Source organism: Klebsiella sp. JN_Kp122 (assembly GCF_040062085.1).
Classification (GTDB): domain Bacteria; phylum Pseudomonadota; class Gammaproteobacteria; order Enterobacterales; family Enterobacteriaceae; genus Klebsiella; species Klebsiella aerogenes.
In genome coordinates, this window is the sequence record NZ_JBEAHW010000020.1 from 182547 (window position 1) to 209217 (window position 26671).

23 protein-coding genes are annotated in these 26671 nt (G+C 54.7%); 15 read left to right on the forward strand and 8 right to left on the reverse strand.

The features are described from left to right. Window positions 1-102: 102 nt before the first annotated feature. The 5 genes from cadC to lysS all read left to right on the forward strand — a co-directional run bounded on the left by cadC (window position 103) and on the right by lysS (window position 8817). Complete coding sequence (gene cadC, locus ABLU78_RS09530; RefSeq protein WP_015704648.1) at window positions 103-1629, forward strand: lysine decarboxylation/transport transcriptional activator CadC; 1527 nt, start codon at window positions 103-105, stop codon at window positions 1627-1629. Between the two features lie 365 nt (window positions 1630-1994). Further along, window positions 1995-3332 (forward strand): cadaverine/lysine antiporter, encoded by a 1338-nt coding sequence (gene cadB, locus ABLU78_RS09535; RefSeq protein ID WP_015367859.1) that lies wholly within the window; start codon window positions 1995-1997, stop codon window positions 3330-3332. 82 nt (window positions 3333-3414) lie between these two features. Beyond that, the gene (gene cadA / locus ABLU78_RS09540) at window positions 3415-5562 is read left to right on the forward strand and encodes a lysine decarboxylase CadA (protein ID WP_015367858.1); all 2148 of its coding nucleotides are present in this window, start codon (window positions 3415-3417) and stop codon (window positions 5560-5562) included. A gap of 60 nt (window positions 5563-5622) precedes the next feature. Beyond that, window positions 5623-7095 (forward strand): dipeptide permease DtpD, encoded by a 1473-nt coding sequence (gene dtpD / locus ABLU78_RS09545; RefSeq protein WP_015704649.1) that lies wholly within the window; start codon window positions 5623-5625, stop codon window positions 7093-7095. 204 nt (window positions 7096-7299) lie between these two features. Next, window positions 7300-8817, forward strand: a complete 1518-nt coding sequence (gene lysS, locus ABLU78_RS09550) for a lysine--tRNA ligase (RefSeq protein WP_015704650.1) — start codon at window positions 7300-7302, stop codon at window positions 8815-8817. 58 nt (window positions 8818-8875) lie between these two features. Here the strand turns inward: lysS and ABLU78_RS09555 are convergent, their stop codons facing one another. From ABLU78_RS09555 to ABLU78_RS09580, 6 genes are all read right to left on the reverse strand, one after another. Then, window positions 8876-10264: an amidohydrolase family protein gene (locus tag ABLU78_RS09555; protein WP_048228472.1), complete on the reverse strand. Its 1389-nt coding sequence runs from the start codon at window positions 10262-10264 to the stop codon at window positions 8876-8878. 17 nt (window positions 10265-10281) lie between these two features. Then, window positions 10282-11232, reverse strand: coding sequence for a carbamate kinase family protein (locus ABLU78_RS09560; RefSeq protein WP_020079420.1), 951 nt, complete (start codon window positions 11230-11232; stop codon window positions 10282-10284). A gap of 127 nt (window positions 11233-11359) precedes the next feature. Continuing rightward, on the reverse strand, window positions 11360-12778 hold the full coding sequence (locus tag ABLU78_RS09565; protein ID WP_015367853.1) for a DUF1116 domain-containing protein: 1419 nt from the start codon (window positions 12776-12778) through the stop codon (window positions 11360-11362). Continuing rightward, window positions 12778-14325, reverse strand: coding sequence for an acyl-CoA synthetase FdrA (fdrA, locus tag ABLU78_RS09570; protein ID WP_048228475.1), 1548 nt, complete (start codon window positions 14323-14325; stop codon window positions 12778-12780). The genes ABLU78_RS09565 and fdrA overlap by 1 nt, the downstream gene beginning before the upstream one ends. Beyond that, on the reverse strand, window positions 14315-15178 hold the full coding sequence (locus tag ABLU78_RS09575) for a DUF2877 domain-containing protein (protein ID WP_048228477.1): 864 nt from the start codon (window positions 15176-15178) through the stop codon (window positions 14315-14317). Before ABLU78_RS09575 ends, fdrA begins: the two co-directional genes overlap by 11 nt. Window positions 15179-15217: 39 nt before the next feature. Then, complete coding sequence (locus ABLU78_RS09580; RefSeq protein WP_020079417.1) at window positions 15218-15823, reverse strand: ankyrin repeat domain-containing protein; 606 nt, start codon at window positions 15821-15823, stop codon at window positions 15218-15220. A 259-nt stretch (window positions 15824-16082) separates the two neighbouring features. Here ABLU78_RS09580 and ABLU78_RS09585 point away from each other — a divergent pair, with 259 nt between their 5' ends. From ABLU78_RS09585 to ABLU78_RS09615, 7 genes are all read left to right on the forward strand, one after another. After that, complete coding sequence (locus tag ABLU78_RS09585; protein WP_032714016.1) at window positions 16083-16577, forward strand: DUF1097 domain-containing protein; 495 nt, start codon at window positions 16083-16085, stop codon at window positions 16575-16577. Window positions 16578-16678: 101 nt separating this feature from the next. Then, window positions 16679-17617, forward strand: a complete 939-nt coding sequence (locus ABLU78_RS09590; RefSeq protein WP_032712791.1) for a LysR substrate-binding domain-containing protein — start codon at window positions 16679-16681, stop codon at window positions 17615-17617. A gap of 103 nt (window positions 17618-17720) precedes the next feature. Continuing rightward, window positions 17721-18377 carry a helix-turn-helix domain-containing protein gene (locus ABLU78_RS09595; protein WP_072207406.1) on the forward strand — a complete coding sequence of 219 codons (657 nt, stop codon included), beginning with the start codon at window positions 17721-17723 and terminating at the stop codon, window positions 18375-18377. Between the two features lie 93 nt (window positions 18378-18470). Beyond that, window positions 18471-18806 carry a DUF3302 domain-containing protein gene (locus ABLU78_RS09600; protein WP_032712792.1) on the forward strand — a complete coding sequence of 112 codons (336 nt, stop codon included), beginning with the start codon at window positions 18471-18473 and terminating at the stop codon, window positions 18804-18806. Beyond that, entirely contained in the window at window positions 18806-19948 is a 1143-nt protein-coding gene (locus ABLU78_RS09605; RefSeq protein ID WP_048228479.1) for an HlyD family secretion protein, read from the forward strand. The genes ABLU78_RS09600 and ABLU78_RS09605 overlap by 1 nt, the downstream gene beginning before the upstream one ends. A 115-nt stretch (window positions 19949-20063) precedes the next feature. Then, window positions 20064-20489, forward strand: coding sequence for a hypothetical protein (locus ABLU78_RS09610; RefSeq protein WP_015367842.1), 426 nt, complete (start codon window positions 20064-20066; stop codon window positions 20487-20489). 175 nt (window positions 20490-20664) lie between these two features. Continuing rightward, window positions 20665-21129, forward strand: a complete 465-nt coding sequence (locus ABLU78_RS09615; protein ID WP_032712794.1) for an RcnB family protein — start codon at window positions 20665-20667, stop codon at window positions 21127-21129. A gap of 89 nt (window positions 21130-21218) precedes the next feature. On the opposite strand, the gene ABLU78_RS09620 is transcribed toward ABLU78_RS09615, so the two are convergent. Then, complete coding sequence (locus ABLU78_RS09620) at window positions 21219-21809, reverse strand: YSC84-related protein (protein ID WP_015704661.1); 591 nt, start codon at window positions 21807-21809, stop codon at window positions 21219-21221. A gap of 236 nt (window positions 21810-22045) precedes the next feature. Here ABLU78_RS09620 and ABLU78_RS09625 point away from each other — a divergent pair, with 236 nt between their 5' ends. The 3 genes from ABLU78_RS09625 (at window position 22046) to ABLU78_RS09635 (ending at window position 25104) form a co-directional block, all read left to right on the forward strand. Continuing rightward, complete coding sequence (locus ABLU78_RS09625; protein WP_048228480.1) at window positions 22046-23224, forward strand: M20 aminoacylase family protein; 1179 nt, start codon at window positions 22046-22048, stop codon at window positions 23222-23224. Between the two features lie 19 nt (window positions 23225-23243). Continuing rightward, window positions 23244-24020 carry an ABC transporter substrate-binding protein gene (locus ABLU78_RS09630; RefSeq protein ID WP_015367838.1) on the forward strand — a complete coding sequence of 259 codons (777 nt, stop codon included), beginning with the start codon at window positions 23244-23246 and terminating at the stop codon, window positions 24018-24020. A 130-nt stretch (window positions 24021-24150) separates the two neighbouring features. Continuing rightward, window positions 24151-25104, forward strand: coding sequence for an aldo/keto reductase (locus tag ABLU78_RS09635; protein ID WP_048228482.1), 954 nt, complete (start codon window positions 24151-24153; stop codon window positions 25102-25104). Between the two features lie 775 nt (window positions 25105-25879). Here ABLU78_RS09635 and ABLU78_RS09640 read toward each other — a convergent pair. Next, the gene (locus ABLU78_RS09640; protein ID WP_048228486.1) at window positions 25880-26671 is read right to left on the reverse strand and encodes a MoaF C-terminal domain-containing protein; all 792 of its coding nucleotides are present in this window, start codon (window positions 26669-26671) and stop codon (window positions 25880-25882) included.

The following is a 26671-nucleotide window of genomic DNA, read 5'->3' on the forward strand; positions in this document are numbered from 1 at the left end:
GAGTAGCTTATGCCAAACGTGTGGGGTATTGACCACCCGCATAATTAGGTAGGCGAAATGTGGTATTATCGCGCCTTTCCCTTTTCGTCCTGGGGTTTTTTTATGCAACAACCTGTTGTTCGCGTTGGGGAATGGCTCGTTACTCCTTCTGTAAACCAAATTAGCCGGAACGGACGTCAGCTTACTCTCGAACCGCGTTTAATCGATCTTCTGGTCTACTTTGCTCAACATCCTGGCGAGGTACTTAGCCGGGACGAGCTTATCGATCACGTCTGGACGCGCAACGTGGTGACCAGCCATGTCGTCACCCAAAGTATTTCCGAGTTGCGTAAGTCACTGAAAGACGGCGATGACGGCAGCATGGAATATATTGCGACGGTGCCCAAACGCGGCTACAAGCTGACGGTCCCGGTAATTTGGTGTACGGAAGAGGGCGAAGAGTTGGCGCCGGTTGTCCCGCCAGTGGCCCCTGTCACCGTTCCTGAAACGTCGCCACCGACTATTTCTCCTTCATCTGCTGCGCCAGCGGCGGCGGCAGTGCCGGAAAAACGTAAACGGATCACCACCTTTTGGGTATGGACGCTATTCCTGCTGGCGTTGGGCAGTTGCGTCGCGTTAGTCGCTTTGTCGTCGATAGAATCGCGGCCGCCGGAAACCAAAACTCGCCTGCTGCTCAACCCGCGCGATATCGACATACACCTGGTAAACGGCAGTTCATGCAACAACTGGGCATCGCAGCATGCCTATGCGGTAGGGTTGGGCAGCCTGGTAACCACCTCGCTCAACACTTTCTCGACCTTTATGGTCCACGATAAAACCAACTACAACATCAACGAGCCCAGCAGTTCGGGTAAAACGTTGACCATCGAATTCGTTAATCAGCGCCACTATCGCGCCCAGCAGTGCTTTATGTCGGTGCAACTGGTCGATAACGCCGACGGCTCGACGATGCTCGATAAACGCTACTTTATTACCATGGATAACCAGCTCACCATTCAGAATGACCTGCTGGATAGTCTGTCAACCGCGCTAATGCAGCCGTGGCCGGATCGCATGAAAGCGATGCTGAAACAGTATCAACCCGCGCAAAGCCCTTCATTAACCCGTCTTTATCAGGCCCATCAGCTGTTAATGAAAGGTGATGTTGATTCATTAGGTAAAGCCAGCGATATACTTGATGACGTCATTAAACAATCGCCGGACTTTATTTATGCATACGCCGAAAAAGCGCTGGTGGATGTATTACGTCATTCGCAGCAGCCGTTGGATGAAAAACAATTAGCGACGCTGTATGCCGAGGTTGAAAAAGTAGGTGAAATGCCCGGCATTAAAGATATGGCGATTTTCTACCAGATAAAAACGGTAGATATGTTAGGCAAAGGGAAAATAGATGAAGCGTACAGCGCGATCAACACGGGCATTGATTTAGAAATGTCGTGGATGAATTACGTGCTACTCGGAAAAGTCTATGAGATGAAAGGACAGAACCGCGAAGCTGCCGATGCCTACCTGACGGCGTTTAATTTACGCCCTGGCGAAAACACCTTGTACTGGATTGAAAACGGAGTATTCCAGACCTCCGTCACCCGCGTAGTACCGTATCTCGACAATTTCCTCGCTTCAGAATAAGTAAACCCTCATCATGCTCATGGTTTTGAGTATGATGAGGTTAAATTTATGTATCTCATGAGCACTCTGATTGTTACCTGAAATAAGCGTTATTTTCCTGCATGGTAACACAATTTCAACACCGGAATGTCTCTCTAACTCTTTGTAAGTAGGCGATGTTTATCTTTTTTTGATATCAACATGTCATGTTTATATGTTAATCGAAAAAGGTCAAAATATCATTTGTCTGATGTTTGTAGTTATTTCACTTTATCTTTAGGATTTATCTCGTACGAATCAGTAATCTTGTTGGCAGTTGGTCGGGTCAATAAATGGTTCTCTATCATGATCTGTACCTCCCAAATAAACTTAGGAGAAAAACAACCATGAGTTCTGCCAAAAAGATCGGGCTATTTGCCTGTACCGGCGTAGTCGCCGGTAATATGATGGGGAGCGGTATTGCACTATTACCTGCGAACCTCGCCAGCATCGGTGGTATTGCCATTTGGGGTTGGGTGATTTCTATTATTGGCGCGATGTCTTTGGCTTATGTTTATGCCCGACTGGCGACCAAGAACCCGCAGCAGGGTGGCCCAATTGCGTACGCAGGGGAAATTTCTCCGGCCTTCGGTTTCCAGACCGGCGTCCTTTATTATCATGCAAACTGGATTGGTAACCTGGCAATCGGTATTACCGCCGTCTCTTATCTCTCTACGTTCTTCCCAATTTTAAATAACCCGGTGCCAGCAGGTATTGCCTGTATTGCCATCGTGTGGATCTTTACTTTCGTTAATATGCTCGGCGGGACCTGGGTAAGCCGTCTGACCACTATTGGTCTGGTACTGGTGCTTATTCCGGTGGTGATGACAGCGGTCGTCGGCTGGCATTGGTTTGACGCGGCAACTTATCAAGCGAACTGGAACACCTCCAGCACCACTGATAGCCACGCGGTCATTAAAAGTATCCTGCTCTGCCTGTGGGCCTTCGTTGGCGTAGAATCCGCCGCAGTGAGTACCGGGATGGTGAAAAACCCGAAACGTACCGTACCGCTGGCAACCATGCTGGGTACTGCGATGGCTGGTATCGTCTATATCGCCGCGACTCAGGTTATCGCCGGTATGTATCCTGCTTCTCAGATGGCCGCATCCGGCGCGCCGTTCGCGATTAGCGCTTCTACCATTCTCGGCGGCTGGGCTGCTCCGATGGTTTCCGCTTTCACCGCCTTTGCTTGCCTGACTTCTCTGGGCTCGTGGATGATGCTGGTTGGCCAGGCCGGCGTACGTGCCGCCAACGACGGTAACTTCCCGAAAGTGTATGGCGAAGTCGATAGCAACGGTATCCCGAAAAAAGGCCTGCTGCTGGCGGCGGTGAAAATGACCGCGCTGATGGTGCTGATTACCCTGATGAATTCCGCCGGTGGTAAAGCTTCTGACCTGTTCGGCGAACTGACCGGTATCGCGGTACTGCTGACCATGCTGCCTTACTTCTACTCCTGTGTTGACCTGATTCGTTTCGAAGGCATCAACATTCGTAACTTCGTTAGCCTGATTTGTTCGGTACTGGGTTGCGTGTTCTGCTTCATCGCGCTGATGGGCGCAAGCTCCTTCGAACTGGCCGGCACCTTCATCGTTAGCCTGATTATCCTGATGTTCTACGGTCGCAAAATGCACCAGCGCCAGCAGAACAACGCAACGGATAACAACAGCCCCGCTAACGCGCACTAATCAGTAACCCTTTTTCCTGAGGCTCCTTCCATCACCTGTCACATCGAGACGGGAGGGGCTTTCTACATCTGGAGATTTGACTATGAACGTTATTGCAATCATGAATCACATGGGTGTTTACTTCAAAGAAGAACCCATCCGTGAACTGCATCGTGCTCTCGAACGCCTGGACTTCCGTATTGTCTACCCGAACGACCGTGACGACTTATTAAAACTTATCGAAAACAACTCTCGTCTGTGCGGCGTGATCTTCGACTGGGATAAATACAATCTCGAACTGTGCGAAGAAATCAGCAAAATGAACGAGTACATGCCGCTGTACGCTTTCGCTAACACCTACTCCACCCTGGACGTTAGCCTGAACGATCTGCGCATGCAGGTTCGCTTCTTCGAATATGCGCTGGGCGCCGCTGAAGATATCGCGAACAAAATCAAACAGAACACTGATGAATACATCGACACCATTCTGCCGCCGCTGACCAAAGCGCTGTTCAAATATGTACGTGAAGGCAAATATACCTTCTGTACCCCAGGCCACATGGGCGGTACCGCGTTCCAGAAAAGCCCGGTAGGCAGCATCTTCTATGATTTCTTTGGTTCCAACACCATGAAATCCGATATCTCCATTTCGGTTTCTGAACTGGGTTCACTGCTCGACCACAGCGGCCCGCACAAAGAAGCGGAAGAGTATATCGCTCGTGTGTTTAACGCTGAACGCAGCTACATGGTGACCAACGGTACATCTACCGCTAACAAAATCGTCGGTATGTACTCCGCGCCTGCCGGCAGCACCGTGCTGATTGACCGTAACTGCCACAAATCGCTGACTCACCTGATGATGATGAGCGACATTACGCCGATCTACTTCCGTCCGACCCGTAACGCCTACGGTATCCTCGGCGGGATCCCGCAGAGCGAGTTCCAGCACGCGACTATCGCCAAGCGTGTGAAAGAGACGCCGAATGCGACCTGGCCGGTACACGCGGTTATCACCAACTCAACCTATGATGGTCTGCTGTATAACACCGACTTCATCAAGAAAACCCTGGATGTGAAATCCATCCACTTTGACTCCGCATGGGTTCCTTACACCAACTTCTCGCCGATCTATGAAGGCAAATGCGGGATGAGCGGCGGTCGCGTTGAAGGGAAAGTGATCTACGAAACCCAGTCCACGCATAAACTGCTGGCGGCATTCTCTCAGGCTTCGATGATCCACGTGAAAGGCGACGTTAACGAAGAAACCTTCAACGAAGCCTACATGATGCACACCACCACTTCTCCGCACTACGGTATCGTGGCTTCCACCGAAACCGCGGCGGCGATGATGCGCGGTAACGCCGGTAAACGCCTGATCGACGGTTCTATCGAACGTTCTATCAAGTTCCGTAAAGAGATCAAACGTCTGAAAGGCGAGTCTGAAGGCTGGTTCTTCGATGTATGGCAGCCGGAACATATCGATGGTGCTGAATGCTGGCCGCTGCGCTCCGATAGCGCATGGCACGGTTTCAAAAACATCGATAACGAGCACATGTACCTCGACCCGATCAAAGTCACGCTGCTGACTCCGGGAATGAAGAAAGACGGCACCATGGATGATTTCGGTATTCCGGCAAGCATCGTGGCGAAATATCTCGACGAACACGGCATCGTGGTTGAGAAAACCGGTCCGTACAACCTGCTGTTCCTGTTCAGCATCGGTATCGATAAGACAAAAGCGCTGAGCCTGCTGCGTGCGCTGACCGACTTCAAACGCGCGTTCGACCTGAACCTGCGGGTGAAAAACATGCTGCCGTCTCTGTACCGTGAAGATCCTGAATTCTATGAAAACATGCGTATTCAGGACCTGGCGCAGAACATCCATAAACTGGTTGAGCATCACAACCTGCCGGACCTGATGTTCCGCGCATTCGAAGTGCTGCCATCCATGGTGATGACCCCGTATGCCGCGTTCCAGAAAGAGCTGCACGGTCAGACTGAAGAAGTGTACCTCGAAGAGATGGTAGGCCGCGTCAACGCCAACATGATCCTGCCGTATCCTCCGGGAGTACCGCTGGTCATGCCTGGTGAGATGATCACCGAAGAAAGCCGCCCGGTGCTGGAGTTCCTGCAGATGCTGTGCGAAATCGGCGCTCACTACCCGGGCTTCGAAACCGATATCCACGGCGCATATCGTCAGGCGGATGGTCGTTACACCGTTAAAGTGCTGAAAGAAGAAAACAACAAGTAATAGACGCACACAAGGGAAGTGGCTTGCCACTTCCCTTTTTTCACGCTGCAAGGAGAACCTATGAAAACACCCTCACAGCCGCGCGCGATTTACTACATCGTAGCGATCCAGATCTGGGAGTACTTCAGCTTTTACGGCATGCGCGCCTTACTCATCCTTTATCTCACCCACCAACTTGGCTTTGACGATAGCCACGCCATCAGTCTGTTCAGCGCCTACGCATCTTTAGTTTACGTAACCCCCATTCTCGGCGGCTGGCTTGCCGACCGCCTGCTCGGTAACCGCACGGCGGTGATTGCCGGGGCGTTGTTGATGACCCTCGGCCACGTGGTGCTGGGCGTCGAATCTGATTCCACCTGGAGCCTCTATCTGGCGCTGGCGATCATTATCTGCGGCTATGGCCTGTTCAAATCCAATATCAGCTGCCTGCTTGGCGAACTGTACGCCGCTGACGACCATCGTCGCGATGGCGGTTTCTCGCTGCTGTATGCCGCCGGTAACGTCGGTTCGATCGCCGCGCCCATTGCCTGCGGGCTGGCGGCGCAGTGGTACGGCTGGCATATCGGCTTTGCGCTGGCGGGGATCGGCATGTTCATCGGCCTGATGATTTTCTTAAGCGGCAGCCGCTACTTCCGCGACACCCGCGGCGTCGATAAACAGGCGCTGCGCGCGGTGAAATTCGTGCTGCCGACCTGGGGCTGGCTGGTGGTGATGCTGTGCCTGGCGCCGGTGTTCTTCACCTTGCTGTTAGAAAACAACTGGTCCGGTTATCTGCTGGCGATTGTCTGCCTGTTCGCCGCGCAGATGGTGGCGCGGATCATGATCAAATCGCCGCAGCATCGCCGCGCGCTGTGGCAAATCGTTCTGCTGATGTTGACCGGAACGCTGTTCTGGGTACTGGCGCAGCAAGGCGGCAGCTCGATTAGTCTGTTTATCGACCACTTTGTTGATCGCCGGCTGTTCAATATTGAAGTACCGACCGCGCTGTTCCAGTCGGTTAACGCGGTAGCGGTGATGGCGGCTGGCGTGATCCTGGCGTGGCTGATCCGCCCGGAAGGGCGTACCCGCTCGGTGTTAAAAGTATGGCTGAAATTTGCTTTCGGCCTGCTGCTGATGGGCGGTGGATTTATGCTGCTGGCGCTGAATGCCCGCCACGGCGCGGCTGACGGTCAGGCCTCGATGGGCATGATGGTCGCCGGGCTGGCAATGATGGGCTTTGCCGAACTGTTTATTGACCCGGTGGCGATGGCGCAGATAACCCGTCTGAACATGCCCGGCGTCACCGGCGTATTAACCGGCATTTATATGTTGGCCACCGGCGCGGTCGCCAACTGGCTGGCCGGGGTGGTGGCGCAGCAAACCACCGAATCGCAAATCAGCGACACGGCGATTGCCGCCTATCAGCATTTCTTCTCGCAGATGGGCGAGTGGACTATCGGCTGCGTGGCGGTGATTGTCATTGTCGCCTTTGCCGCGATTTGCAGCACCGGCCAGCGCAGCGCGACCGGGGACATTAACTCAACAGCCAAGTGATCAGGAGGTGGATATTCTGGCAGGCGCGGAAGCCAACGATAAAAAATACCGTTAGTGAAGCCATAGCTGAGTGAGATCAGCTTGTAGTGAATCCAGAGTCGTTAAGATTGTTCTCTGGTGTGTTACCAGAGACAGGCCGCGCTGAATGGTGACCTGGTTCAATTTATCGAAGCTAGTTTGAAAGCAGGGTTATGAGGAACCAACATGTCTGAACAACAAGCACAAGGTGCCGATGAGGCAATTGACCTTAATAATGAACTGAAAACTCGTCGCGAAAAATTGGCTGCGCTGCGTGAGCAGGGCGTCGCTTTTCCGAACGATTTCCGTCGCGATCATACCTCTGACCAATTGCACGCTGAATTCGATGCGAAGGATAACGATGAACTCGCTTCCCTGAACGTTGAAGTCTCTGTTGCTGGTCGTATGATGACCCGCCGCATCATGGGTAAAGCCTCTTTCGTCACCCTTCAGGACGTCGGCGGCCGCATTCAGCTGTACGTCGCGCGGGATGACCTGCCGGAAGGCGTCTACAACGAACAGTTTAAAAAATGGGATCTCGGCGACATTATCGCCGCCCGCGGCAAGCTGTTCAAAACGCAAACCGGCGAACTCTCCATTCACTGCACCGAGCTGCGTCTGCTGACCAAAGCTCTGCGCCCGCTGCCGGATAAATTCCACGGCCTGCAGGATCAGGAAGTCCGCTATCGCCAGCGTTATCTGGATCTGATCGCCAACGAAGAGTCGCGTCATACGTTCCGTATCCGTTCGCAGATCCTCGCCACCATGCGTCAGTTCATGGTTGCTCGCGGCTTTATGGAAGTCGAAACCCCGATGATGCAGGTGATCCCAGGCGGCGCTTCCGCCCGTCCGTTCATCACCCATCACAACGCGCTGGATCTGGATATGTACCTGCGTATCGCGCCGGAACTGTATCTGAAACGTCTGGTGGTTGGCGGCTTCGAACGCGTCTTCGAAATCAACCGTAACTTCCGTAACGAAGGGATCTCCGTACGCCATAACCCAGAGTTCACCATGATGGAACTGTACATGGCGTATGCGGATTACAAAGATCTGATCGAACTGACCGAGTCGCTGTTCCGCACTCTGGCGCAGACGGTGCTGGGCAAAACCGAAGTGCCGTATGGCGACCAGGTGTTTGACTTCGGCAAGCCGTTTGAAAAACTGACCATGCGCGAAGCTATCAAGAAACACCGTCCGGAAACCAACATGGCGGATCTGGATAACTTCGACGCGGCGAAAGCGCTGGCGGAATCTATCGGTATTCAGGTAGAGAAAAGCTGGGGTCTGGGACGTATCGTCACGGAGATCTTCGATGAAGTGGCGGAAGCGCATCTGATCCAGCCGACCTTCATCACCGAATACCCGGCGGAAGTTTCCCCGCTGGCGCGCCGCAACGACGTGAATCCGGAAATCACCGACCGCTTCGAGTTCTTCATCGGCGGCCGCGAAATCGGTAACGGTTTCAGCGAGCTGAACGATGCGGAAGATCAGGCGCAGCGTTTCCAGGATCAGGTCAACGCCAAAGCGGCGGGCGATGACGAAGCGATGTTCTATGACGAAGACTACGTCACCGCGCTGGAGTACGGCCTGCCGCCGACCGCCGGTCTGGGTATCGGTATCGACCGCATGGTGATGCTGTTCACCAACAGCCACACCATCCGCGACGTTATTCTGTTCCCGGCCATGCGTCCGCAGAAGTAATTGCGTCTGGTAAATGACAAAACCCCGGCTTGCCGGGGTTTTTTACATGACGCTAGCATCAGGCGCCGACGCTGCCCCAGACCATCTTACCGTTATGGAAGGTGGCGGTGCGCGGCGAAATTCGCGCCACGGCTTCGGCGGAGCAGGAGGCATCGACCAGCACAAAGCTGGCGTCGTCCTGCGCTTTTGGCCATACGCGCTCGCCCTTGTCATTCAGCGGCAGCACGTCGCCGGTGGCGATCGCCAGCGCGCGCGACAGAGTCTGCTCATTGGGGCGGATATACAGCTGGGCGTAGAGATTGGCTTTCTCCAGCATGTCGCCCAGTCCGTATGGCGACCAGTGGTCAATCACGCTATCGGTACCGGTCATCACGAAGACGCCTTTTTCGCGCAGTTGTTTGAGCGGCATGTGCAGAGTGCCGATCGGCACGGTGGAGGCGATGGTGATCTGCTGCGCCGCCATGCGGGTCGCGATGGCATCGACCTGCTGCTCGTTGAGCGTCGCCAGCGCAAAAGCGTGGCTGATGGTCAGCTTGCCTTTCAGCGCCGGGGTCTTCTCCACGGTTTCCACCATATAGTTCACCGCCGCCACGCCTGCCGGGCTGGTTTCATGCAGGTGAATATCCACCCCTTTGTCGTAATCGAGCGCAATCTGGAACATGGTATCGAGCGATTTCTCCATCGCGCCATCGACGTTAGTCGGGTCGAGGCCGCCGACATAATGGGCGCCGGCCTGCATCGCTTCGCGAACCAGTGATTCCGATTTCGACAGCAGCAGCCCGTGCTGCGGAAAAGCGACGATTTCGCAGTCAAAGCCTGGCTTACGCCGCGCCAGAACTTCCTGCAGATTCTCAAGGTTCTTCAGCCCGGACACCGGCTCAATATTGCAGTGGCTGCGGGCGATAGTGGAGCCTTTGGATTGAATCAGGTCGATAAGCTTCTCGGCGTGCGCCTGCGTATAAGGCTGGAGTTCCGGCAGCAGTTTCTGCTCAAGCTTGATCATATCCTGAATGGTGGTGCCCGCCGGGCGGTTAAGCGAGCGCCACGGGCCGCCGTAAAACGTTTTGTCCAGATGGATATGCATGTCGCGCATGGCGGGCAGCATCAGTTTACCGCCCGCGTCATAGCGCGGCAGCGTGGCGTCCGGGTGGCTCAGATTGCTGCGCAGGGCGACGATTTTGCCGTCTTTTATTTCCAGCGTTTGCCGCTCGGTCCGGGTGTGAACCACCACGCCGTTTTCATATTCGAAGCCGCTTTCCAGCAGCACGTTATCAAGGTAGTAATGTTTATCGGCGACGTTGACCGCGCCTTTATTATTGCAGGTGGCCGCGGATGGCGGGTTGCTTGCGGCATACGCCGCCGGCGCGCCTGCCGCCAGCAGGGCTGCGGCGGTGACCATCTTGCCGCTTTGGGTAAGAAATTCACGGCGGCTATTGTCTTTATTCATTCTTTCTTCCTTTTGTATCAGTCATGCACAATATGGGTTCCCGTTTCGCCACGTAGCGCGGCTGGCAGACATTCCGGCGTAGTGATGATCACCCGTTTGCCGCCGTGTTGCAGGAACGCGAGGCTGGCGACGATTTTTGGCAGCATACTGCCTGCCGGGAAATGCCCTTCCTGCATATAGCGGCTCATCTCGTCGATACCGACGCGACCCAATGCCTGCTGATTAGGCTTGCCGAAATTCACGCACACTTTCTCCACCCCGGTGGTGATCACCAGAATATCAGCATCAATTTCGCGGGCCAGCAGGGCGGTTGAGAGATCTTTGTCGATCACCGCATCCACGCTCTGGTAGTCGCCCTGTGGACTACGCACCACCGGGATCCCGCCGCCGCCGGCGCCGATCACCACAAAGCCTTGCCTGGTCAGCGCTTTAATAGCTTCCGCTTCGACAATGCGTTTCGGCTCCGGCGAGGCGACCACCCGGCGATAGCCGCGGCCCGAATCTTCTACAAAGCGCCACTCAGGATGCGCCTGTTGTAGTTCATCGCGCTGGCTTTCGCTAAAGAACGCGCCGATAGGCTTGGTCGGATAGGCAAAGCCGGGATCGTTTTTATCCACTTCAACCTGGGTGACGACGGTAACCGCCTTTTGCTCGCCGCGCTGGGCGAGGCGGTTATTCAACGCCTGCTGGATCAGGTAGCCGATACCGCCCTGGGTATCGGCGACGCAGTTAGCCAGCGGCGTCAGCGGCAGACCTTCTCGTTCGTGGGCTATCTCCGAGCGGCGTAAATCCAGCCCAACCTGCGGGCCGTTACCGTGGGTTAGCACCACGTTATAGTCCGATGCCAACATCTCCAGCACCGTGCTGGCCACCGCTTTGACCGCCTCGGCCTGATGCTCGATCGACTGGCTGGCGTTATCTTTGATAATGCTGTTGCCGCCAATGGCAACGACGATGAGTTCTTTCATATCTGACTTCCGCTACAGAAGGTGATGTAGTTATTGTTATTGTGTGGTCGTGGTAGTCGCCCGGCCAGGCATAGGGCTGCCGGGGATTTCCCGGGGTCGGCGCAAACGCCTCGCCCGGGCTACAACGCTAAACGTCGTAACGATCGCACCAGCTGAGGATCGCTTTTTCGAAACAGGCGAACGGCGGATGAACGATCCCGGCGCCGATCATGCCGATCCCGGCGTCTTTGTGGGCGATAGCGGTGTTGATCACCGGTAAAATACCGCTGCTGCCGACGCGGGTGATGTCGATCGCGGTCGGGATCCCCATAAAGCCGAGCAGCGGAATGGTGACGTTCGGGTTTTCGCCAAGGGTGATTTCACGCATCTGGCGCGAGAAATCGACCGCTTCTTCTACCGTTCCGCCGACCAGCGCGACGATAGCCGGCGCCGTCGCCATGGCGAAACCGCCGATGCCATAGGTTTCGGTAATCGCGCTGTCGCCGATATCAAGGCCGGAGTCCTCCGGTTTAAAACCGGCAAACATCGGGCCTATCACCTGCTGCGCCGGGCCGGTAAACCATTGTCCCGGCAGGCCGCTGACCCGCAGTCCGAACTCGACGCCGTTACGCGCCATGGTGGTCACCACGGTGCTGTATTCAATACCGTGGGCCGCGTCCATCGCCGCTTTGCACATCGCCATCCACGTCGGCCCGGAGAAGTAATCGCTGCTGGCGACAAATTCGAACACTTCGCGCTGCTGCTCTACCGGATAACCGGCCTGAATAATCCCCGGCGTGAGCGCCTGAATCAGCAGGGTGGTGCCGGCGTTGTTGCGGTTATGGCACTCATCGCCCATGTGTAGCGCCTGCGCCAGCATTAAGCGCAGATCGATTTCGCCGATGATCTTCATGGCGTCGCGCAGCATGGGGCCCTGCACGTCGCGCATCCAGTTCAGACGATCGATCACGCTCTTATCGTTAGCTCCCATGCGCAGGATCTTCGCCATCTGCTCGCTCATGTTGGTATAAGCGATATTGCCGTAGGTTTTGTTCTCGACGATGTGCATGAACATCGACGCCGACGTCACGCCCGCCATCGAACCCACGCAGTCGTGTTCGTGACAGGGTGAGAAGGTAATTTCACCGGAGGCGGCAAGCTCGGCGGCTTCATCCAGATCTTTCGCCAGCCCTTCAAAGACCAGCGCGCCGGTGACCGCGCCTTTCATGGCGCCGCACATGTTTTGCCATTCCACCGGCGGGCCGGCATGTAGAATGGTTTTTGGCGTCATGCCCGGCACGACGTTAATGGCCTGATCAAAGCCGATGAGTACCGGGTGCGACTGAATAATGCGCTCCAGCGCCTGCTGGTTGGCGGCGGCGATTTTATCCGCCAGCGGCGAGTCGGCGATGCGATCCAGCGCCTCGACCACCTGCATATTGCCCTGGCCCGGCGGCGTCCAGTCGAGCTGGGTGACGGCGGTGTGCTGCTTTTTCAAATCGTCGCTGAACATGGCGATACCGACGTTAATCACGTTCAACGGCTGGTTAAATAGCGACTGGCTCATCAGGCTTGCTCCCCTTTGCAGATAAATTCACGCGCCAGCAAACCGGTATTGGTACTGCTGCTGGCCAGAATGACGCCAGCGTCAAGCAGCATCTGGCGCTGTTGCTCCAGCGACGGCGTATCGATGTCGGTGCCTAACACGTAAGCGAGAATCGCTAATGGGCGGCCATCGGCGGCGGCAATGGCTTTGGCCTCTTTGATCGCCGCGATCGTCGAACCCACCGGATCTTCATGCGCTCCGAAGCCCAGCACGAAGTCCATGACGATGACCGCCACTTCGGGATCGCGCGCTTCTTGCAGCAGGCGACTGATACGGTTGGTTGGGTCGATCATCGGGTGCGGCTTACCGTTGGTGAAGTCGTCATCGCCGAAATCGAGGAAGGTGTGTTTGATGCTGCGATTGATATCGCTCAGGCGATAAGCCGGATCCGGCTGAATGTTGCTATAAACATCCGCGTGTTTTTCCAGTACCGCGAACATGGTTTCATCGCACAGGGTACCGCCGCAGAACAGACCGCGAATGTACTTTTGCTGTGGCGTGAGCTGCGCGCGAACGTCAGCAATCAGCGCCTGGTTCAGCGGATGTACATCGAGATTTTCCTGCTTAATACCGCTCAGCAGGACGGCCTTCAGCGCCGCGTCTTTAGTGCCGCGGGCGAACTGCAGGCCTGACTCATCGGCGGGAGGCTCGGCGCGGCCGAGGAAGCACGCCACCACCGGTTTACGGCAGGCGCGAGCGCGTTCGAGCACTTTTTTCGCCACCGCTGGAGCCGGTGGTTTAGAAACAAGGACGATAATTTCTGTTTGCGGATCGGCTTCCAGCATCTGAATGGCGTCGAGCATCATCAGGCCGCCGATTTTCTCACTCAGATCGCGGCCTCCGGTACCAATCAGCTGCGAGATGCCGCCGCCGAAATCATGGATACGGACGCTCAGCTCCTGGCTACCGGTGCCGGAGGCGCCGATAATACCGATGTTGCCACGGCGAACCGCGTTACCGAAGCACAGTGCCGCGCCGTTAATAATGGCGGTGCCGCAGTCTGGCCCCATCATCAACAATCCCTTTTCGTGGGCCAGCTGTTTCAGCGCCAGTTCGTCGTCAATAGAGACGTTATCGGAAAACAACATCACGTTAAGATCGTTTTGCAGCGCCTGACGCGCTTCGCGAGCGGCAAACAGGCCGTTGACCGAAATAATCGCGAGGTTACTTTGCGGAAGATGTTTTTTGGCGCTGGCGAGGGTAGCGTAGCGCGCTTCGTGCTGGCCGCTTTCGGCCTTTTTGCTGAACAGCGCTTCTATTTCACTGAGTATCTGTTCGCAATCGGCGCCGTCTTTGCCCTTGATGACGATCATCAGGTCGCCGTTTTTCGCTGCTTCCAGCTCCGGCGTCAGCAGCCCAAGGTTATTCAGCACCCCTTTATTCATTTCCGTCGCCATCGCCACAAATGCCTGCTCTACGCCATCGAGCTTATTAGCGCGGGTGGAAATCGACATTAATGAGACGGAATCAAAATAGGTATTCTTCTTCACCACTATTTTAACTGACATTATTCCCTCCATACGTTTGGCTCAGCGCGCAGGCATCCGCCATGCCCAATAGCATGTCGCTGCCGGAACTTGAGCCAATATTTTTAATATCGGCAATAGCCTCAATAGAAAAGGTTGTCGATTGATTAACCATCAGATTAATCAACACGGCGATACTTTCGCGATAACGTTGGTTTATCGCTGCCTCCAGCGTTATCGCGCTGAGCGGCGTAGTATTTTGTCGGGCGCTTTGCAGCGCGGTTATAAATGCTTCCCGGTATTGATTAGCCGGGTGCCCCTTTATGAATAAAATAACGCTTAGACCTAGCAAATAATCATCCGCCGATGGCGTCAGGCCAATGCCTAATCCGATCATGTTCGCCACGGCGGCGCTGATATTTTTATTTTCGCCAAGCGCTTTAAATAAGGTTTCCCGTCGCTGCTGGAGTTCATGACGCATCGCGTGATAAAAGGGATTGTCGCCGCGATAGAGAAATAACGTGTCATCCTCATGTAACTGCGTAACGATAATGTTGCGCCATCGTCGCCAGGCTATCTGGCTAAATGTTGCCGCGTTTAATACTGCCTGCGGCGTTTGCCAGCGCTCACAACGGTGGATGTCTATCCATGTATTATCGCCAATGTAAATCCCTGAATCGGTAAACCGGACGCTTTCCCCTGGCCGGAGCAGGTTGTCAAAGTGGGTGAGTGCTAACCTACAGCTATTGGGCGCATTATCAGAGGTTTCACACAACAGCGTCAGAAGCCCTGGTTTGCCGGGGATGAGCAGGTTCACCGCATGAGTGAAAATCTGCTCGACCTGTCCGCCGCCGCGCTGCGAGAGAAAGCTCTCATCCGCAGTTAGCGCTTGCACACACCGCCAGGAGGAGGTGTTAATGGCGATTCTCCTTCCTCAGGCTCCGGCGGCGACCAGCAGGTGGGCGATTTCACTGAATCCCTTATCCCATGCCAGCTCCAGCGGCGATTTACCGTACTTATCGGTCATATGCGGGTTGGCGCCGTGGTCCAGCAGCAGTTTGACGATCTCCTGCTGCGTCGCACCGCCGTCGTTTAAGACAATCGCTTCCAGTAGCGGTGTCCAGCCAACGAAATTGGTGTGGTTAACGTTAATATTGGTTTCCGTCAGCAATATTTTGACGATCTCAAGATGGCCTTTTTCACAGGCCGGGGTCAGGCCTACACCACCGAAACGCGTTAATCGTTCGAGGTCGGGATTTGCCGGCAAAATTAAGCGCAGTAGTTCGACGTCGTTATTCAGGCAGCTAATTAAAAACGGGTTAAAACAGGTCTGGTCCTGCTTATTAATATCCGCGCCAGCGGCAATAAGAACCGAGACACAAGCATAATGTTTATTCAGGCTGGCGAGGGTAATGGCGGTTCGCCCCTGGCGATTACTGGCATTAATATCGACGCCGCTTGCCAGGCAGGCTGTTAATTTCGCAATATTTCCCTGCTCTGCAGCCAAAAGATAGTCAGCAATAATATTTTCCGTGGCCATCATCTTGCTCCTGTTGTTGCGGCTGAGACTTTCTCGATGGCTTGAGCATAGCAACCAGAAATAGATAAAAGAACCCGCTTAAATTTTATTCGCCATAATCCGGTAGATTATTGAATAACTTTCAACAATCGATGCAGACTGTGCGGCAGAGCAATGTTTACTTCTTTACGCTTATACCCCTTAACGCAATCGGGTTTTCTTTCGATATAGTTGCCGTCAGAAAGCAACGTCATCAATCTATTTTTCAGAGGGGAAAGAGATGAACGGACTCACCGCTACGGGGATCACCGTCGGTATTTGCGCAGGCGTTTGGCAGCTCATTTCCTCGCACGTCGGGCTGCAGCACGGTTGGGAATTATTGGGAACCATCGGCTTCGTCGCGTTCTGTAGTTTCTATGCGGCAGGGGGTGGCCAATCCGGCTTTGTCAAAAGCCTGTGCGTTAACTATTCCGGGGCAGTGTGGGCGTGGCTGGCGGCGCTGGCCGCCGGCGCTCTCGCTTCAGCCAGCGGTATGTCGGGGTTCTGGGCAAGCGTCATTACCACGGTGCCGTTTTCGGCAGTCATCGTCTGGCAGGGGCGCTTTACGCTAACCTCGTTTATTCCCGGCGGCTTCCTCGGCATGACGCTTTTTTTCGCTACCGGTTTGAACTGGACGGTGACATTGCTGGGACTTCTGGCGGGCAACTGCGTCGGCTTTATTTCAGAATATAGCGGGCGCAAACTCAGCGAGGCGACCAGTAAGGAACGAGCCTGAAGTCGCGACGGGTATTAAGCATTGTTCAAAAATGATTGCCCCACGCCCCGGTAACCAATACATTCAGCTCAGGTATGGTTTAGCGGAGGCGGGAAGGGCGCATGAACTCGATTTTTACTGAAGAAAATCTGCTGGCATTCACCACCGCGGCGCGTTTTGGCAGCTTCAGCAAGGCGGCCGATGAGCTGGGGTTAACCACCTCAGCCATCAGCTATACCATCAAACGGATGGAAGCCGGGCTGGACGTGGTGCTGTTTACCCGCAACACCCGCAGCATTGAACTGACGGAATCCGGCTACTATCTGTTTCGCAAGGCTACCGATCTGCTTAATGATTTCCACGCGATAAAGCGCAGCATAGATACTATCTCGCAAGGCATCGAAGCGCGGGTGCGCATCTGCATCAATCAACTGCTATACACGCCTCGCCATACCGCCCGCCTGCTGCAGGTGCTGAAAAAACAGTTTCCCACCTGTCAGATAACCGTCACCACCGAGGTGTACAACGGCGTCTGGGATTCGATCATCAATAACCAGGCGAATATTGCCATCGGCGCGCCGGACACGCTACTTGACGGCGGCGGAATCGATTATACCGAGATCGGCGCGATCCGCTGGGTGTTTGCTATTGCCCCGGATCATCCGCTGGCGTTTATGCCCGAACCTATTGCAGAAAGCCAGTTACGCCTCTATCCCAATATCATGGTTGAGGACACCGCCAGTACGATCAATAAAAAGGTCGGTTGGCTGCTGCATGGCCAGGAGGCGATCCTGGTTCCCGACTTCAATACCAAATGTCAGTGTCAGATCCTCGGCGAAGGGATCGGCTTCTTACCCGACTATATGGCTCATGAAGCCATTGCGGAGAATCTGTTGGTGATCCGACAGATCCACAACCCGCGCCAGGATTCCGGCATGTTGCTGGCCACCCAGCACGCGGCAACCGGCCAGGTGACGCAGTGGATTAAGAAGCAATTCCGCCCCGGCGGGATTTTAACGGCGATATATGCTGATTTATTGCATCGTGGAGAAGCGAAATAGTCTTGCCACACATATCTTTACGCCAAAACTCCAGCTGTGGACTTTTCCCCACGCTTTGCCTTATATATATTTGATGACGTCGGTGATACGGGAAAGTACGGCAATGGATACGGGGAAGTTGAACAGCAGTTTTGGTCGTATTCATGCCTGCTACCAGAAGCTGCAGTTAAATGCGCATCTCCCACACGTCATCGCCTGTAGCGAAAACGTCGAGTGCGCCGCCGGCGAGCGTTTTCATCCGCAGGATGGGTTCATTTACTTTCTGCTGTCCGGGCAAATCACCCTCGCAGTCAACGACCCTGATAACCTGTTGGGGATTGTGATCGAGCATATGCCGCTGGGCCTGCTTGAGCACTACTGCCCGGCGGTAGAGCTACTATATCAATGCCTCGATCGCTGCCGTTTTGCCAGAATCAGCGTGGAGGATTTCGAGCGTATCTTCTTTTACTCTTCGCCGGAGTATATGAAAGAGCTGACGACTATTCTGGCCTACATGGGCATTTTTGCTCTCGATGCGCACAACGAGCGCGGCAACCTGTCCGGTTTTCAGACCATAAAATCGATGCTATCGCGTTATCTGTACCGTAACGAGATCGATTGTGGAAAACGTGAAAGCCTGTCCGCTTTTATTATTAAACGGACCAATCTTTCGCGCAGCTATGTTTATCAGGTTTTAGCGGCGTTAAAAGAAGGCGGTTATATCACGGTGAAAAAAGGTCAACTCATTTCTATCGACCGAAAAATACCGGATAAATTCTGATTAATATGGTCAGTTGTCAGGGCGATTATGCCCGGCTTGCTGACGCCTGTATAAAGTGAATGTGAAATACGTCACACATTCTGGAGTTATTTTATGACCCTGGATTATATTGCTTTAGCCATCCTGATTGCGGTGGCGCTGATTTTATTTTATGGAATTATCGTGATCCACGATATTCCTTATGAAATAGCCAAAAAAAGAAATCATCCGCACCAGGATGCGATTCATTACGCTGGCTGGGTGAGCTTGTTCACCCTGCACGTGCTGTGGCCGCTACTGTGGATCTGGGCCACGCTGTGGCGAGAAGACCGCGGCTGGGGAATGCAGCAGTTAAAGACCGACCAGCACGATTTACATCAGCGTCTGGATGCGATGCAGGCGGAATTAAACCGTCTGAAAAATAGCGCCGTCAATCAGGAGGGTAAATAATGGAAACGTTATTACTGCTGTGTTATGCCGCCTTGTGTATCGTGATATTTAAAGTATTCCGTATTCCATTAAATAAATGGACGGTTCCCACTGCGGTATTAGGTGGCGTGATACTGATTGGCATGTTAATCCTCGGTATGAATTATAACTTCCCCTATAGCGAAGTCGGGAAGCAGGTTTATCGCACGGTGCCCATTGTTTCGCAAACCCGCGGTCGAGTCACCAGCGTGCCGGTGAAACCAAATCAGATGCTGCATGAAGGCGACATCTTGTTCACCATCGACCCAACCCCGTTCCAGGCGAAGGTGGACGACCTGACCGCACAGGTGAAAGCGGCCAGCCAGGAGGCGTTGTCGCTGGATGCGGGGTTAACCAGCGCGCAGGCCGATTTAAGCAAAGCGGTCGCCGAGCGCGACCGGGCCCAGCGTGAATACGCCCGCTTCCAGGCAGGTCATGATAAAGGGGCCTTTTCCGATCAGATGGTCGATACCCGTCGCCAGAACTGGAAAGCGACGCAGGCGGCGGTGGACGCCGCCCGGGCAAAGGTCGCACAGGCGCGTAACGATCTCAATTCGGTGGTGCACGGCGAGAACACCAAAGTCGCTTCGCTGCTGGCGCAACTGCGCGAGGCGCAATTTAAGCTCGATAACACGGTGGTGCGCGCGCCGTCTGACGGCTATGTCAGTACCGTCGGCCTGCGTCCTGGGACCATGTCCACCGCGTTGGGGCTGAAGCCGGTAATGACGTTTGTGCCAACGGATAATGCGAATTCACGTGAATACGTCGCCGCATTCCGTCAGAACGCGCTGCAGCGTTTGCAAAAAGGTGAACAGGCTGAATTACTGTTCCCCTCTATTCCGGGAACCGTATTTAAAGCGCAGGTCGCGGAAGTGCTGCCGGCGATTGGCGAAAGCCAGTTTCAGGGTCAGGGGACGTTGCTGACGGCCAACGATCTGGCGACGCGCGGCCGAGCGCTGGTGGTATTAAAAGTGACCGACGATCGTCTGGCAAATTATCAGCTGCCGCAGGGCGCGGATGTCGAAGCCGCCGTCTATTCGGAACATTTTGAGCACCTGTCGCTGATAAGAAAGATCCTCATCCGTATGAAAAGCTGGGAAAGCTATCTCTATCTCGATCACTAAAACGACGGAATAGCGGTCAGGCAGTTTTAAGAACTTTTCCTAATGCCAAGCGCAGAAGCTTATGCCATGCTGAATGTGACTCGTAACATAAAGCACGCGTTAAGAGAGGAAAAATATGAAAAAAGCAATGATTGCACTATCCGCTATTCTGGTCGCTTCTCCGGTATTCGCGGCAACCACTACACATGCAACCGATGATACCGTGGCCGCAGCCCACGAAAATGCCAACACGGCAAAAGAAAAACTGCACCAGGCGCAGAATCAGGGCGAAGAGATGAAGCTCAAGTCCAAACATGCTGCTGAAGGGAAAAGCGATAGCGTCGGCAGCCAGATAAGCGAAGGCACGCAGAAAACCTGGAATAAAACCAAAGAAGGCGCCGAGAAGGGCTGGGATAAGACCAAAGAAGGCACTGAGAAAGGCTGGAACGCCACTAAAGAAGGCGCCAGCAAAGGTTGGGATAAAACCAAAGAAGTCAGCGAGAAAGGCTGGGATAAAACCAAGCAAGGCGCTGAAGAGTTAAAGAATAAAGTCTCTGAGTAATACTGACTCGCTGAGAACAAAAAAGGTCGCGTTAGCGGCCTTTTTTACGTCTGGCGCTCGCTGAAATTATTGTTTGCTTTCCTCCTGAATTAGCCAGGAATAGTCCTGGATAGGTTGCTAATCACTATTTCTCCACATTTGCAGGGTAAAAAAGAGATATATCAGGAGGTGTACTATGAAAAAGATGATTTCTCTGGCGGTTATTTTATCCTGTGTGCTGAGCGCTCAGGCTTTTGCCGATGGCCCAAATGACGGTCATCGTCCGGGGCAACAGCAGGTATGGCAGAATGGCCCGAAGCAGGGTGACCAGAATGGACACCACCAGCCGGGCGGTCCTGGCGATCACCATCAGGGCAACAATGATAGCCGCGGCCCGGACCGAAGAGGTCATGACGATCGTCACCAGGAACGCCATGAACAGGACCATTTCGCCTGGAGGGGTAACGATTTCCGTAAAGGCCATCCGGCGCCGGAGCATTATCGCGGTGATGAATATCGCGTCAGTAACTGGAACGAACGTGGCCTGCCGCGCCCCCCGGAGGGTCATCACTGGTCTTATATCGATGGCAATTACGTGCTGATCGCCGCAGCGACAGGAATCATTACCTCAATACTGGTAAGCGGCGCCCTCGGTCATTAAATAATGATACTTGCGGCATGGCATTCGCGCCGGGTCAGGCTAACGTCTGACCCGGCTTATGGATGCTAACTTGTACGGACCGCAGTGGATCACCTTTTATTCAGCTCGTCATCCGGCCAGTATTTATAACCGTTGACCATTGCCTGAGCCGCCAAACCTTTCTCGGTGATTTCATAAACATTGACTTTTGACGGCAGCGAAGAGGTATCTTTCGCCACGCCGTTGGCTGACGCGCCTATCGGGGCGATGCCGTTGTCGTCATATTTCGCTGCCGCGTTGGCATCCGCGCCGACCATATAGCCTTTAGTAATGAAAGTATTCAATGCGTCTTTATCGTGGAATACCAGTACGGTACGCAACTGTTTCACGCCCATACCCACACCGGCGCCGCCCTGGGCCATTTTCATATAGGTATCTTTGCCGGTGGCGCTATTTTTCACCACGCCGTAACCGCTACCGAATCCAAAGACTAATATCTTGCTGCTGTTACTGGCGAAGACCGCGTAGCCCTTTGAATGCTGGATATCGCTACGCGCTTCCGGGTACAGGCTATAGAGTTTACTGAGCGTGTTGGTACGCATCTTTTGGATGCTGGCGCGTTGCTGGCTGGCGGTGTCGCCCTCAGCGCTGCAGCCTGTTAGCGTCAGCGCGCAGGCAAGTAAAAGTAAATGATATTTCATGGCTGTTTATTTTTATTTAAAACTGAATTAAAGCGGGGATAGTAGAGTAAGTGTTGGTGTGTAACCCATAAAATAAACGTTTATATTTAAATTTTGCCAATTTTAATGGCTATTGTTCTGCGATTTGTCTGTATTAAAAATATGATGGATGGCGTTCCAGCAATTAGAAATGCTACTTGCATAAACTTTGCGCCAGGATAACTTGTTAAGTTCTTAATCTATTCCCGGAGAACGGCATGTCTGATTGTGTAATTCCAGAAATTAAAGCCACGGAAGATGAAATGATTTCTATCCGTCATTATTTACATGCCAATCCGGAATTAAGTCTGGAAGAGTTTAATACCAGCGAGCTGGTTGCCGGTAAGCTGACAGAATGGGGCTATCAGGTGACCCGCGGCCTCGGTAAAACCGGCGTCGTCGGCAGCCTGAGCAAAGGCGACTCGCCGCGCACTATTGGCCTGCGCGCCGATATGGACGCATTACCGATTTATGAAACCACCGATTTACCCTGGGCCAGTACCGTACCCGGAAAAATGCACGCCTGCGGCCATGATGGCCACACCACGATTTTGCTCGCGGCGGCGAAATATATCGCCTCGCCGGCCTGCCAGTTCAACGGCACGGTGCATCTGATTTTCCAGCCCGCGGAAGAAGCCATCGGCGGCGCGGATCTGATGATTAAAGATGGCCTGTTTGAGCAGTTCCCCTGCGAACGCATCTTCGGCCTGCACAATATGCCGGGGCTACCGGTTGGCAAGCTGGGTTTCTATGCTGGCAACTTTATGGCCTCGGCGGACACGGTCAAAATCACGATTACCGGCTACGGCGGCCACGGCGCGCATCCGGAACGCACCGTCGACCCTATCGTGGCCGGCGCGGCGCTGGTGATGGCATTGCAGAGCATCGTCGCGCGCAACGTGCCGCCGGGTGAAACGGCGGTCGTCAGCGTGGGGACTTTCCAGGCCGGCATCGCCTCGAACGTGATTCCTGAGAGCGTGGTGATGGAGCTCAGCGTGCGGGCGATGAAACCGGAAATTCGCGATCTGCTGATTAAGCGTATTCAAGAGCTGACCGAGTATACTGCCAAAAGCTATGGCGCCAGCAGCGAAGTCGAGATTTACGACTCTTACCCGGTATTAACCAACAGTAGTGAAGAGACCGATTTCGCCCAGGCGCTGGCGCTGGAAGTCTTTGGCCGCGAAGGGGTGCTGGAGTCGGTATCGCCAATGAACGCCAGCGAAGATTTCGCTTTTATGCTGCGCGAGCGTCCGGGCTGTTACTTCCTGCTCGGCAACGGTGAAAAAGGCGAGAAGGGCGGCTGCATGGTGCATAACCCCGGTTATGACTTTAACGATGACATTATCAGCACTGGCGCGACGCTGTTCGCGCGTTTAGTGCAAGCGCACTGCCGTTAATCCCTGGAGAAGACTTCGAATGAAAAAATCACTGTTGTTGTGTTTGGCATTAATGGCGTCGACGTCGGCGCTGGCCGCCGGGGCGAAAGAGATCCGTTTTGGCGTTGACCCGACCTTCGCGCCGTTTGAATGGAAAGATCCGCAGGGCAAGCTGGCGGGATTTGATATCGATTTGGGCAACGCGATATGTCAGCAACTGCAGGCGAAGTGCGTGTGGGTGGAAAGCAACTTCGATGGCATCATTCCGGCGCTGAAGGCGCGTAAATTCGACGCGATCCTCTCAGGGATGTATATGACCGAGAAGCGTAAAGAGCAGATTGCTTTTAGCGATAAGCTGTACAACGGGCCGGTGTTTTTGGTGGCGCGCAAAAATACCCTCAAAGGCAATACGCCAGAGCAACTGAAGGGGAAAACTATCGGCGTCGAGCAGGGGTCGGCACAGGAAACTTATGTGAACCAGTACTGGCGGCCGCAGGGGATTAACATTGTCGCCTATCAGGGCGCCGATAGCGTCGTTCGCGACCTTGAATCAGGTCGTCTCGATGGCGCGGTACTCTCCGGCATGATGGCCGATTACAGCTTCCTGCAGCAGCCGCAGGGCAAGGATTTCGCCTTTGTTGGCGGACAACTGCAGGATAATAAACTGTTCGGCGCCGGGGCGGCGATTGGCCTGCGTCAAGGCGACGATGCGCTGCGCGAAGAGATAAATGGCGCGATTGCGAAAATGCTTGCCGACGGCACCTACAAAAAACTGGCCGGGAAATATTTTAGCTTTGACGTTTATTCCGGGACATAATGTCAGAGTGTACCCTGCGGGCATGGACTGCCCGCCGCAAGATTCCTTTTCTGATTATCCACTCGACATCCTCTTCAGACCCCCTGCGGTTATCTGAGGGAAACAGAATATAAGCTAAGGAGTAATCGGCATGATGACACGTCCATTGGGCAAAAGCGGATTTTCCATCGCCCCATTAGTATTTGGCGGCAACGTCTTTGGCTGGACCATCGATGAGAAAACCAGTTTTGCCATTCTTGATGCTTTTGTTGACCACGGTTTTGATGCTATCGATACGGCGGATGTGTATTCCCGCTGGGCGGAGGGCAATCAGGGCGGTGAATCCGAAACCATTATTGGCCGCTGGTTGCAGGCGCGCCCTGGCATACGCGATAAAGTCAAAATCTTCACTAAAGTTGGCTCTGATATGGGGCTACCCGGCCATAAAGGATTAAAAAAAGCCTGGATCCAGCAGGCGATTGACGACTCGTTGCGCCGCCTGAATACGGATTACGTCGACCTCTATTTCGCCCACTGGCCGGATTCTGAAACGCCAATCGATGAAACGTTAGAAGCATTCCAGGCGCTGCAGCAGGCCGGCAAGGTGCGGGCGATTGGCGCTTCAAACCTCGACGCCGGACAGCTGTCATCGGCGCTGGAAGTGGCGCGTAAAGGCGGCCTTCCTGCCTGGCAGGTGCTGCAGCCGGAATATAACCTCTATCACCGCTCCGCTTTTGAAGGGGCGCTACGCGATCTCTGCGTCAGCCGCGATATAGGCGTGGTGACCTACTACAGCCTGGCTTCCGGCTTCCTGAGCGGTAAGTATCGCCAGCCGTCCGATTTAGCGCAAAGCCAGCGCGGTAGCGGCATCGCTAAATATCTCAATCCACGCGGAATGCGGATTATTGACACGCTGGTCGCGGTGGCGGAAGAACAGCAGGCGAAGCCCGCAGAAGTGGCGTTAGCGTGGCTGATGAGCCGGGAAGGCGTTACCGCGCCGATTGCCAGCGCCACCAGCCTGGTGCAGGTGGAAAGCTTCGCCCGCGCGGCGGCGCTGAGCCTTAGCAGCGAGCAGTTGGCGCGGCTCGACAGCGCCAGCGCCTGAGTCAGCCCCTCTCCCCGGAGGCGGCGCGTTGCGCCTTGTCCGGGCTACTAAATCGCACAGTGCCGTAGCCCCGGTAAGCGGTAGCGCCACCGGGGATTTTGCGGCCCCCAACCTCGACAGTTTCAGCCAGCGTGGTGAATAATTAATGGCAGGCCACCCGGACCGTAGATACTGTTACCACTTTTCAACTTTTTTAGCCTGAGAAAAGCGTTTATCCCGTGGCGCTTCGGAGTATATTGCGCTCCCGGTTAATTTTTCTGCAATATGTTTTCTGTGGCGCAGGGAGCGCACAGAGGGCGGCCAGTCGCCGCCGCCCTCTGTACTCCCGGGCTCTGGCCGCCAAAATCGCCACTTCGTGGTGCCTTCGACTTATCCCGGCAGGCTTCGGGTCGGGCCGAGGCAGCGTCCCTGCAAATCACGGCCCTCAGCCCACATCCATGTGGGCTGCCCCGGCCTGCCGGGAACGTCTCAGCGATTTTGAGGCCACCAACACCGGCAGTTTCAGCCACCATGGTGAATAAATTAACGGCGGGCCCCACGAACGGTAGGCCGGATAAGGCGCAGCCGCCATCCGGCGCAAAGCTGCTCCTTATCCGCGGATGTTGCCCGGCGTAGCGACACATGACCCCCTTTACTCATCAGGCTCACCCGCCGTTTCTGCTCCTGAACATGCAATTCCGTCAGTGCCTGATGCCGAAGCACCCGCGCCCGCAGGGCCCGTTCAACCGGATGGGGCGCTTCCGGTTGAACGGGCGCGTCTCCCGGCCACGCAATATTATTCCTGATGGCGGGTGACGTTGAGGATCTTCGCGCTCGCGCCGACCGGGAAATTACTCAAGGCGCCAAAATCACTGCCCTGATAACCCATGATCTTACCATCGGTACGCATCTGCTGAAGATCGATCAAGATAGCCCCCAACGTGGGAATGATTTTCTCCCGCCAGACGAACAAATAGAGATCCTCAGCCACCTGCACGTAATGGCAGCGATCGACATCCGCCAGCCCCTTTTCCACGCCATCCAGACACTGCCAGGCGTAAAAATTATCGTTGAGATAGATGTGTTCATAACGCTCGGTCGGGCTATAGGTGTACTGATTGCGCATGCCGACCAGCGCGGTGGTAAAGTCCGGCAGCGGTCCCGGCTGGGTATCCAGGCGGGCGAAGACAAATCGCGCCTCGACGGCGGTCAGCGGCAACCCTTGCTCTACCCGGCTGAAGGCGTCCAGCCGCGCGGCGGCTTCGTCCGGTAGCTGGCCGTATACCAGCGTGGCGTTGCGCTGCGTCAGGTTGCATACCGCGCTGATACTGACGTTATCGCGCTCCGGGTCAAGAAAATCGATAAACAGAATATCGGGGCGCAGGGCGGTTGCCCGCCAGGGCGCGCGTTTGCCGTTCCAAAGCAGTGTCTGGTCATTTTCGATAACCAACTGCTGCGGCTCGCTCCCGTCGGCATAAAAGGTAAAGCGTTCGCCTGCGGGCAGACTGGCGGTGGCCAGCAGGTTACCGTGCGGGGCGAAACCATCGGCCAGCGCGCCGACCTGGATAAATACGGCTTCTGAAGTCAT

Excerpts from the sequence above, each read along its gene's own strand:
- cadC (WP_015704648.1), top strand. The coding sequence starts at position 103 with ATGCAACAACCTGTTGTTCGCGTTGGGGAATGGCTCGTTACTCCTTCT.
- cadB (WP_015367859.1), top strand. The coding sequence starts at position 1,995 with ATGAGTTCTGCCAAAAAGATCGGGCTATTTGCCTGTACCGGCGTAGTC.
- cadA (WP_015367858.1), top strand. The coding sequence starts at position 3,415 with ATGAACGTTATTGCAATCATGAATCACATGGGTGTTTACTTCAAAGAA.
- dtpD (WP_015704649.1), top strand. The coding sequence starts at position 5,623 with ATGAAAACACCCTCACAGCCGCGCGCGATTTACTACATCGTAGCGATC.
- lysS (WP_015704650.1), top strand. The coding sequence starts at position 7,300 with ATGTCTGAACAACAAGCACAAGGTGCCGATGAGGCAATTGACCTTAAT.
- ABLU78_RS09555 (WP_048228472.1), bottom strand. The coding sequence starts at position 10,264 with ATGAATAAAGACAATAGCCGCCGTGAATTTCTTACCCAAAGCGGCAAG.
- ABLU78_RS09560 (WP_020079420.1), bottom strand. The coding sequence starts at position 11,232 with ATGAAAGAACTCATCGTCGTTGCCATTGGCGGCAACAGCATTATCAAA.
- ABLU78_RS09565 (WP_015367853.1), bottom strand. The coding sequence starts at position 12,778 with ATGAGCCAGTCGCTATTTAACCAGCCGTTGAACGTGATTAACGTCGGT.
- fdrA (WP_048228475.1), bottom strand. The coding sequence starts at position 14,325 with ATGTCAGTTAAAATAGTGGTGAAGAAGAATACCTATTTTGATTCCGTC.
- ABLU78_RS09580 (WP_020079417.1), bottom strand. The coding sequence starts at position 15,823 with ATGGCCACGGAAAATATTATTGCTGACTATCTTTTGGCTGCAGAGCAG.
- ABLU78_RS09585 (WP_032714016.1), top strand. The coding sequence starts at position 16,083 with ATGAACGGACTCACCGCTACGGGGATCACCGTCGGTATTTGCGCAGGC.
- ABLU78_RS09590 (WP_032712791.1), top strand. The coding sequence starts at position 16,679 with ATGAACTCGATTTTTACTGAAGAAAATCTGCTGGCATTCACCACCGCG.
- ABLU78_RS09595 (WP_072207406.1), top strand. The coding sequence starts at position 17,721 with ATGGATACGGGGAAGTTGAACAGCAGTTTTGGTCGTATTCATGCCTGC.
- ABLU78_RS09600 (WP_032712792.1), top strand. The coding sequence starts at position 18,471 with ATGACCCTGGATTATATTGCTTTAGCCATCCTGATTGCGGTGGCGCTG.
- ABLU78_RS09605 (WP_048228479.1), top strand. The coding sequence starts at position 18,806 with ATGGAAACGTTATTACTGCTGTGTTATGCCGCCTTGTGTATCGTGATA.
- ABLU78_RS09610 (WP_015367842.1), top strand. The coding sequence starts at position 20,064 with ATGAAAAAAGCAATGATTGCACTATCCGCTATTCTGGTCGCTTCTCCG.
- ABLU78_RS09615 (WP_032712794.1), top strand. The coding sequence starts at position 20,665 with ATGAAAAAGATGATTTCTCTGGCGGTTATTTTATCCTGTGTGCTGAGC.
- ABLU78_RS09620 (WP_015704661.1), bottom strand. The coding sequence starts at position 21,809 with ATGAAATATCATTTACTTTTACTTGCCTGCGCGCTGACGCTAACAGGC.
- ABLU78_RS09625 (WP_048228480.1), top strand. The coding sequence starts at position 22,046 with ATGTCTGATTGTGTAATTCCAGAAATTAAAGCCACGGAAGATGAAATG.
- ABLU78_RS09630 (WP_015367838.1), top strand. The coding sequence starts at position 23,244 with ATGAAAAAATCACTGTTGTTGTGTTTGGCATTAATGGCGTCGACGTCG.
- ABLU78_RS09635 (WP_048228482.1), top strand. The coding sequence starts at position 24,151 with ATGATGACACGTCCATTGGGCAAAAGCGGATTTTCCATCGCCCCATTA.
- ABLU78_RS09640 (WP_048228486.1), bottom strand. The coding sequence starts at position 26,671 with ATGACTTCAGAAGCCGTATTTATCCAGGTCGGCGCGCTGGCCGATGGT.